General features: G+C 34.1%; 7 protein-coding genes. 2 read left to right on the top strand and 5 right to left on the bottom strand.

Annotated elements, in window-relative coordinates; translation table 11 throughout:
• Window positions 1–314 precede the first annotated feature (314 nt).
• The 5 genes from Q9Q97_RS17245 to htpG form a co-directional block, all read right to left on the bottom strand.
• The gene (locus Q9Q97_RS17245) at window positions 315–1,571 is read right to left on the bottom strand and encodes a hydroxymethylglutaryl-CoA reductase (RefSeq protein ID WP_306159352.1); all 1,257 of its coding nucleotides are present in this window, start codon (window positions 1,569–1,571) and stop codon (window positions 315–317) included.
• A 339-nt stretch (window positions 1,572–1,910) separates the two neighbouring features.
• Window positions 1,911–2,681 (bottom strand): DUF4369 domain-containing protein, encoded by a 771-nt coding sequence (locus Q9Q97_RS17240; RefSeq protein ID WP_306159350.1) that lies wholly within the window; start codon window positions 2,679–2,681, stop codon window positions 1,911–1,913.
• A gap of 131 nt (window positions 2,682–2,812) precedes the next feature.
• Entirely contained in the window at window positions 2,813–3,652 is an 840-nt protein-coding gene (locus tag Q9Q97_RS17235; protein WP_306159348.1) for a hypothetical protein, read from the bottom strand.
• Between the two features lie 147 nt (window positions 3,653–3,799).
• Entirely contained in the window at window positions 3,800–5,065 is a 1,266-nt protein-coding gene (locus Q9Q97_RS17230; RefSeq protein WP_306159346.1) for a patatin-like phospholipase family protein, read from the bottom strand.
• Between the two features lie 163 nt (window positions 5,066–5,228).
• The gene (gene htpG, locus Q9Q97_RS17225; protein WP_306159344.1) at window positions 5,229–7,112 is read right to left on the bottom strand and encodes a molecular chaperone HtpG; all 1,884 of its coding nucleotides are present in this window, start codon (window positions 7,110–7,112) and stop codon (window positions 5,229–5,231) included.
• Window positions 7,113–7,314: 202 nt separating this feature from the next.
• Here htpG and Q9Q97_RS17220 point away from each other — a divergent pair, with 202 nt between their 5' ends.
• Both Q9Q97_RS17220 and Q9Q97_RS17215 read left to right on the top strand, forming a co-directional pair.
• Window positions 7,315–7,821, top strand: coding sequence for a lipocalin family protein (locus Q9Q97_RS17220; RefSeq protein ID WP_306159342.1), 507 nt, complete (start codon window positions 7,315–7,317; stop codon window positions 7,819–7,821).
• Window positions 7,822–7,840: 19 nt separating this feature from the next.
• Window positions 7,841–8,536, top strand: coding sequence for an OmpA family protein (locus tag Q9Q97_RS17215; RefSeq protein WP_306159340.1), 696 nt, complete (start codon window positions 7,841–7,843; stop codon window positions 8,534–8,536).
• Window positions 8,537–8,620 lie beyond the last annotated feature (84 nt).

Below are 8,620 nucleotides of genomic sequence, written 5' to 3'. Positions count from 1 at the left end.
CCCAAATCCCAAATCCCAAATCCCAAATCCCAAATCCCAAATCCCAAATCCCAAATCCCAAATCCCAAATCCCAAATTCCAATCTTTGTCAAAGCCATAAACTTTTGGGAAGGTCAAGTGGGATAAAAAAATAAAAATTCCAAACCCCAATTCATGTCGTAAATTGGAATTTGGAATTTTTGAGCTTTGGAATTTAATGTATTTAAGATTTGAATTTGGAATTTGGGGTTTTAAATTTGTGTATTTAAGATTGGAATTTGGACTCGAGCGACAGCGAACAGGCGAAGCAATTTAAAAATTGGAATTTTAAATATTTATCTCCCCAATTTCTGATGTGCTGCAGTAAATTGTCCCGAAGACATTGCTGCAAAAATAGAAAGTTCGCCAGTTAAACATAATGCAATTGCAATTTCGGCAAGTTTGCCACTTTTTCCAGCGCCGTAACACCCTAAAAGTTCGAGGCACTCTCTTTGAGTAGGAAACGATGTTCCGCCGCCAACTGTTCCAACAATCATGTTAGACATGGTGATAGCAAAATAAATATCATTGTTTTCGGTGATTTCCATTCTGGTAACTGCGACAGAAGCTTCACCTGTACAGGCAACATCTTGTCCGCAGGCAATAAATAAAGCTGCAAGTCCATTAGAAGGATGCATGCCGCCGCCGACTACGCCCGCTTTTTTGGCTCCAGAAACGCATATTTTCCATTGTTCGTATAATAAGGCCGGAGTTGTCTTTAAAACCGATTTAACGACCTCATTTTTTATTACTATTTCGGCAGTAACTTTTCTTCCGCGAACTCGAGTGTTTAACGGACTGATTTTTTTATCTCCAGAAAAATTGCCTTCAATAGTCCAGAATACAGGTTTTATTGGACAGTGTTCGAGAATATACTTGCATATTCTATCTGAGCAGATTGTTACCATATTTTGGCCAGAAGCATCCCCAGAAGTAAATTCAAATTTTAAAATCAGAATATTTCCTTCGATATTGATGCCTACGTCATTTAAAATGGCATAATTGCTAGTTTCTCTTGTTAATGCTGAAAATGTTTCGGTATGGTCTAATACCCAAGAAACAAATTTGCCCAATTCAATTACAGTTTTAAACTTGAAAGTAGGAGTTCTTTGCACACCTTCTTGAAGCGTAACAACTGTTATTGGTCCAGATTCCCTACAGGCTTTTGCGCCTCTGTTGTAAGATGCAAGTAATGCGCCTTCGGTTGTGGCGAGAGGAACGTAAAAAGGGCCTTGGGCAACGCTTCCGTTTATTACAAGTGGGCCAATAATTCCAGTAGGAATCTGGCTCATGCCGATGTAATTTTCGATATTGCCTTTTAAGCTTTCGTTATTAGTAAAAACTTTTTCGCCAGAGAGAAAATCTAAGTCTAAATTTAATTGGCTGCGAATAAAATTCAGACGTAATTTTTGTCCACTTTGAGTGTAGGGATCTTGGTCGGGAATTTTTTCTGCTTGAGAATGTTTTGGATTATAAGATTCTAATTTGTGAAAAACTGACGAATCAATGTAATCATACTTAGGTCGACTGATGTTGCTGGTTAAATTTTCCATAAATATAGTTTTTGAAATTTGAAGCTAAGGTATTACAAATTGGAATTGTATTTATGTAAATTCTGACAATTTAACAGTTAATTATTTAATTATCAGTTATTTATGATAATTAAAAATAATGCTGAAAAAAAGACATAAAAAAAATCCTGTTCTTTTAAAAAACAGGATTGATCAAAAGGTCAAAAAGTGTAAATTTTAAAATTTAACTTGTTGATTTTTATTGTTTTATGTTTATTTTGTCGCTTTTCTTTGCTAATTTAGGTAGCATATTTTGTTAGTTTCTTCGATAAAAAAAATGCCCTGAAAAATTCAGGGCATTTTTTGCTATAATGAAGTAAATTATTTTTCTGTTTCAGTTGTTGCGGCTTCAGTTTCAGTTTTAGCTACAGGAGCCTTTTGTTCTTCTTTCTTAATTTCTGCAACATATTTTGTTAGTTTCTTTCCGTAAAGCGATTTTGCTACTTTTGGGGTCATCGATTTTTGAATTGTATCCAAAAATTTGATATTGATATCGTAAATCTCAGCTAAAGCAATATAAGGTGCTACTTCATGATCTTTATTGTTTATAGCAAAGTTTGTAGCGTATAAATATTTTCTTTTGATGTTTGATTGCTGTTTGGCTTCAATGCTGTCAATCGCTTTTTGATCTTGTCTTTTTAAAGCTTTAAATCTTGCTTCAACCATTGACAGGTTTTCGTCAATAAAACGAGAATTTACTTTTTGATACTGCTCGTATAATTCTTGATTTTTTGAACCTGTAATCTTCGCGCTTGAAATGAAGTTGTCTAAGTTGGTTTCGATATTGATGTTTCCTGGTTCAGCAAAAAACAAAATGTTATTGTCTAAAGAATTACTTACGCCTCGGTCTAGAAATAAGTAAAGCATTTCTGGAGATTCTAATTTGATGTCTCTTTCAAAAGCTGCATTTCCGTCAATTTTAATGCTGTCAATAGCAACAAGAGAAGTATCAACAAAACGTTGGATATATAATGTTCCGGTTTTTAAACCTTTAATGTTTCCTGTAATGTGTAAATTATCAGCAGCAGTTTCTTTTTTGCTGCAAGATGCTAAGACTGCAAGAGTAACAAAAGCAATTAATGTTTTTTTCATTGGTTTTTGAGATTTTGGTGCAAAATAAAGAAAATAGTTTAAATGTAAAGAGGTGGATGTTTTATTTTTATAAAAAAATAAATCCCAATCTATTTCTAAATTGGGATTTGAAATCATTGCAGGAAAAGGTCTTACATTGTCAAATTGAATGAAGTGCCATTTTCGTGGGTATAAGTGTAAAGTGCATCGCAGTCATTATTTCCGTAATCTATTACGCCGTTTAAAATACCGCCTTGAACTTTTAATTGTCCTTTAGAAATAAAAAGGCAAGAATATTTTTTAATTAACGGCTCTTTTACTGTCAAAGTAAGTGTTCCGCCAGCTGTTGCTGTTACCGTATGCGTACCTTCTGTTATTTCATAAACATTATCAGATAAAATAAAAGGAGTATCTACACCTGCAGTTTGTTTAGTAGTATACGTTCCAGAATTAGTATAAACGCCTCCTTGTAAATCGGTTAATTTACCGTTGGTCACTTTTCTAGTCCATTGCGGTACAGTAGGGGTAGTTGTCGTATTGGTGTATTCGATAGTTCCTTCTAATTTGATTCCGTTGATAGAGTAGTTAATTCTTTCAATTGTCATTTTGCTTCCTGTTGCAGTAATTGCTCCAGAAAGCGTTACTTTCAATTGTCCTTTTCTTGTAAGGTTGTTTGCGTCTTTGCATCCTGCTGTTCCAAAATCTGCTAGAAAGACTTTTGGATATTCTCCTCCGTTTGGAGTAGTAATTGTAATTGTTGCGCAAATCCCAGGTAGTGGTGCTGTTTCTGTAGTTTTACCAGTAGTTGAGGTAGCTGTGCTAATTAAAAGACTGGTGTTAAGATCCATTTCGTTAGAAGTGTCAACCGCAACTGAAGCTCCAATAGTTGTTAGGTCTGTTGTAACTGTCGGTTCGTTATTGTCGCTTGAACAAGAAACGTATAAAAGTGCTGAAGCACAAATAGTTGTTAGTAAAATGGCTGTTTTTTTCATAGTGGTATTTGTTTTGGATTAGATTAATAAGGCAGTCAAATGTAATAAAAAAACGAATTACAATTAAAAAATCCTGTAGAGGTATTTACAGGATATTATAACGAATTTTTGAAGTAAAAATTATGTGTAAACTGTTAAGAAATGACTTTAAACCGATTTGTAATAATTGCTTTTTGCCTTTCTGATTTTTTTATATTCTTCCCAATTAAATCTATTTAAGAAATCGGCTGCATTTTGGGCGCCTCTTATAAAGAGATCAATTTTAGCATCGTCTGTCAGATTGAAGTTGAGCCAATTGTGGCTTCCAGTGTCGATGTACCCAATTAAATTTTTAAAATCTGGATTTTTTTGGAGAAATTCAGAATCGTAGCCATAACGCGCAGTGTCAAATAACGAACTTATTAAATTGGAAAATTTTTCATTTTTATTGATTTCGTTTTTATCGTAGCCTAGTTTAATTCCGAAAGTTGGAGAAGCGGGAACATTCATGTTTTCGTGAAAAATGTCTATCGGAAAATTGGAGATAATGCCGCCGTCCATAAACATCACTTCTGACGGAACAGATGTTCTAAGGCAGGTAGCGTCATTCCATTTGTTCCAACAATCGACTCCGGTTGGAATATTTTTAATTTTAAAAGGTGTAAAAAACAACGGAATTGACATCGAAGCGCGAACAAAATCGGCTGGATTCTGAACATCTGGATTGGAGTAAAACAAATCAATCATTTGTGGGAAAATAATTTTGCTTTCAGTAGTGATATCTGCGGTAATTATGGCCATTTGGCTCCAATGATCTACTCGTGTATATTCTTCTTTATCACCTTGATTTAAGCGATTTACTCGATATAATTTGTTTTTATCTGAAATTCCTTTTTCTCTTAAAGCTTTCAAATCGGCATAATTTTTTATTCCTTTTTGCGAAAGCAGATTGGTCATCCATTGATGGAAATTATTTCCAGGATTTAATCCTAAATCGTCTTTGAAATTATCAACTACCTGACAGCCTTTCATTATTAATTTCAGATTTCCAGCATCACTCAGCAAGGCATCAATAAATTCGCGGGCATCGTGATCGCCATCCACAAAATCGTATAAATTTTTATTGCAAAGGCAATCTAATATCCATTCCGATTTTTCGATATCGCAAGTTCCCGCGGCCGCCATCAGCATGGTGTTAATACTTCCTGCTGATGTTCCGGCAAGGCTTAAAAAACGAATTCCCATTTTTTCTAAAACATAAACATAGCCAACAAGCGCAATTCCGAGAACGCCGCCGCCTTCTTGTACAAGATCAACATATTGGTAATTATTGTTGTCTATGATATCAGAGAATTTTTTGTTTTTAATCTGGGTTTTCAAATCCTTTATAATTGCTAGAATTTCTCCATTTTCTGTAAACTTTCTTTTATCCATGATTTCTAGAATTTAGATTTATTTAATTTGTTGGTAATCAAAATTATAGAAATGATTTTTTTGAGAAAAGGGGAGAATGACCCTTTTTTAACGGGTAATTATAGGGCAAAAAAAATCCTGCAAAACTTAATTTGCAGGATTTTAAAAATTTATTTTAGAATGCTTATTTAATCATTTCAAAACTTCTTTTTACGAAAGCGGTAAGCGCTTCACCTTTCAAAAGGTTTTGAGATAATTTAGCTAAATCTAAAGCTTGTTTTACCAAATGCTCTTGATGTGTTTTGTCTTCAGTATTTAAAATGCTTGAAGCCAAATCAGAATTAGTATTAACAACCAAGTTGTACATTTCTGGCATATTGCCCATTCCGAACATTCCGCCGCCGCCAGTCTGGCTCATTTCTTTCATTCTACGCATAAATTCTGGTTGCGTAATAATGAATGGAGCAGCCTGAGAATCCATAGCTTCCAATTGAACAGAGTATGCTTTTGGAATATAAGCTTCCAAAGAAGTTTTTAAAGCTGCTTTTTCATCTTCAGATAATTTAGAAATAGCATTTTCTTCTTTTTTGATTAAGTTGTCAATATGATCAGAGTCAACACGTACAAAAGTTAGGTCGCTGTTATCATTTTCGATTTTCTGAATTAAATGCGAGATAATCGGAGAATCTAAAAGCAATACTTCGTAACCTTTCTCTTTTGCTGATTCAATATAAGAGTGCTGTGCGTCTTTGTTTCCAGCATAAAGAACAACTAATTTACCGTCTTTGTCAGTTTGGTTTTCTTTTAAGTTTTCTTTTAATTCTTCTAAAGTATAGTATTTGTCATCTACAGTTGGGTATAAAACAAATGCGCCCGCTTTTTCGTAGAATTTATCTTCAGAAAGCATTCCGTACTCTAAAACGATTTTAATATCGTTCCATTTTGCTTCAAAATCAGCACGGTTTTCGTTAAATAAAGCTTTTAATTTATCTGCTACTTTACGAGTAATATAGTTTGAGATTTTCTTAACTGCTCCATCTGCCTGTAAACCAGAACGAGAAACGTTTAACGGAATATCTGGAGAATCGATTACACCTTTTAACATTGTCAAGAATTCAGGTACAATTCCTTCTACGTTATCAGTAACGTAAACTTGGTTTTGGTACAACTGAATTTTATCTTTCTGGATCTGCATGTCTGAACCCAATTTTGGGAAATACAAAATACCAGTTAAGTTAAACGGATAATCTACATTTAAATGAATGTTGAATAACGGCTCTTCAAATTGCATTGGATACAATTCTCTGTAGAAGTTTTTGTAATCTTCATCAGATAATTCAGAAGGCTGTTTAGTCCAAGCTGGATTAGGGTTGTTGATGATGTTGTCAGTTTCAACAGTTTCATTAACGTAATCTTCTGGAGCGTCTTCTGGTTTTGGAAGCGTTTCTGTTCGTGTTCCAAATTTAATCGGAATAGGCATAAACTTGTTATACTTATTCAATAAACCGCTGATTTTAGAATCGTCTAAGAACTCAAGAGAATCTTCTGCAATGTGAAGGATAATTTCAGTTCCGCGTGAAGTTTTGTCAGCAGGCTCCAAAGTGAATTCTGGACTTCCGTCGCATGTCCAATGTGCAGCTGGCTCATCTTTGTATGATTTTGTAATGATTTCAACTTTCTCAGCTACCATAAAAGCAGAGTAGAAACCAAGACCAAAATGTCCGATAATACCAGAATCTTTTGCAGAATCTTTGTATTTGTCCAAAAATTCCTCAGCACCAGAAAATGCTACTTGGTTGATGTATTTTTCAACTTCATCAGCAGTCATACCCAAACCTTGATCGATGATGTGGATTTTTTTGCCTTCTTTGTCCACTTTCACCTCAATAATTGGGTTTCCGTATTCTACTTTAGCCTCGCCAATACTGATAAGATGTTTTAATTTTAAAGTAGCATCAGTACCATTAGAAACAAGCTCGCGCAAGAAAATTTCGTGGTCGCTGTATAAGAACTTTTTAATTAAGGGAAAAATGTTTTCTACTGAAACATTAATTTTACCTGTTGCCATATTTTTTAATTTTTGATTTAGTTTGATGATTTTCACTTATTCAAATAGAATACCAATTGTTTTTTGGGTGACAAAATGGCGGAAATGTTAATTTTGAAAGAAAATAAATAGATTCTAAAACGGATAATATCCCGACGAATCGTATATTTGTGGTACAATAATTGTTAAAAAGGCAAGTATTAATCTAAAAAAATTGTACAAAATGAAGAAGAGTATTTTTATATGCTTGATTGCCGCTATGTTTTTTGCGTGTAAATCAGCTTCGTCAACAGCAGCTTCGTCTTCAGAAGCAACGACACTATCAAATAAGCTTGATAGAAAAACTCAAGTAGCTTTTAAAGGAAACTGGGTCCTTACTAATGTTTCTTACCCAGGTTCTGATTATATCAAAGTAAATTCTTTTGATTTAGCTGATTCAAAATGCTTTATTGGTAGTACTTGGAGCTTTATTTCAAACAATAACAAAGGAACAATGGCTTTGACATCGCCAAGCTGTACCTCTTTCTCTTCTCCAATTGTATGGAGTATAAATGATCAAGGGATGTTTATACTTAAAATTTTGGATGCTGGAGAAAAAGCTAAGAAAGTAAGAGATGGTTATTTGCTTAAAGTAGGCAGTGTTACAGAATCTTCATTTCAATTAATTGATAATATCAATGTTGGAGGTCAGGTAAAAGATGTGGTTTACCAATTTCAAAGAGCTAATTAATATTTTAAAGAGATAAAAAATGAGAAAGATAACGGTTTTAGGTTTAAGCAGTTTAATGGTTATAGCTAGTTTTTTTACTAGTTGTGATTCAGTAAAAAACGCAAATAATACGCAAAAAGGAGCCGGAATTGGTGCTGTTGCAGGTGGTGTTATTGGTGCCGTTTTAGGAAACAATATCGGACGAGGCGGAAACGCTGCTTTAGGAGCTGCAATTGGAGCTGCTGTTGGTGGTGGTACAGGAGCTTTGATCGGAAACAAAATGGATAAACAAGCTCGTGAAATTGATCAGGCTTTACCAGGTGCGTCTGTAGAAAGAGTTGGAGAAGGAATTCACTTGACATTGAATGAAAATGCAGTGCGTTTTGATACTAATAAGTCAACTTTGACTTCTCAAGCAAAAGCTAATTTAGATAAATTAGTTCCTGTATTTAATGAGTATGGAGATACAGATATTCAAATTTTTGGTTACACAGACAATACTGGAAAACCAGAATATAACTTAACACTTTCAGGACAAAGAGCTGCTTCTGTGCAAGCTTATTTAGTTTCAAAAGGATTAAAATCTAGCCGTTTCAAAACTTCAGGTCTAGGAATTGCAGATCCAATTGCAACAAATGATACTCCAGAAGGTAGAGCGCAAAACCGTCGTGTAGAATTCTCAATTACTGCAAACGACAAAATGGTAAATGACGCAAAAGCAGAAGCTGGAAAATAATTTCAGATAAAATAAAATATAAAAAAAGCTGTTTCATAATTGAAGCAGCTTTTTTTTGACTTTAGAAATTGAAGTTCAAGATCA

Source organism: Flavobacterium sp. DG2-3 (assembly GCF_030730925.1).
In the GTDB taxonomy this organism is placed as follows: domain Bacteria; phylum Bacteroidota; class Bacteroidia; order Flavobacteriales; family Flavobacteriaceae; genus Flavobacterium.
This window is presented reverse-complemented; position numbering and strand designations above follow the sequence as displayed.